Source organism: Aeromonas tecta (assembly GCF_000820185.1).
GTDB lineage: Bacteria > Pseudomonadota > Gammaproteobacteria > Enterobacterales > Aeromonadaceae > Aeromonas > Aeromonas tecta.
In genome coordinates, this window is sequence record NZ_CDCA01000040.1 from 1 (window position 1) to 512 (window position 512).

Annotated in this window: 1 protein-coding gene; it reads right to left on the minus strand. The window is 60.0% G+C overall.

Annotated elements, in window-relative coordinates; translation table 11 throughout:
• On the minus strand, window positions 1-512 hold a 512-nt coding region (locus BN1137_RS19165; protein ID WP_198150678.1), incomplete at both ends, for an Ig-like domain-containing protein.

The window sequence follows — 512 nt, forward strand, 5'->3', positions numbered from 1 at the left end:
TCACTGCTGTGCCAGGCGACCATGTTGCTGATATCGACACTGGAGTTATCAGAGTAAGTGCCTTGTGCGATGTACTGCTGGGTCAGGCCGGCGGCGATCGAAGCGGCGGCCGGAGTGAGTTGGATAGCGGTGAGGGTGGCTGCGGTCACGTTCAGATACGCAGTTGCGCTAATCCCATTCAGGCTGATGGAGATGGTGGCAGGGCCTGCAGTGAGGGCCGTGGCCAAGCCGGTGGTGTTGACGGTGGCGATGGCGGTATCACTGCTGTGCCAGGCGACGGCGTTGCTGATATCGACACTGGAGTTATCAGAGTAAATGCCTTGTGCGATGTACTGCTGGGTCAGGCCGGCGACGATCGAAGCGGCGGCCGGGGTAAGCTGGATTGCAGTCAGAGTTGCCGCGGTCACATCCAGGTGTGCAAATGTAGTGATCCCATTCAAGCTGGCGGAGATCGTGGTCGAACCTGCAATGAGGGTCGTGGCCAAGCCGGCAGTGTTGACGGTGGCGATGGC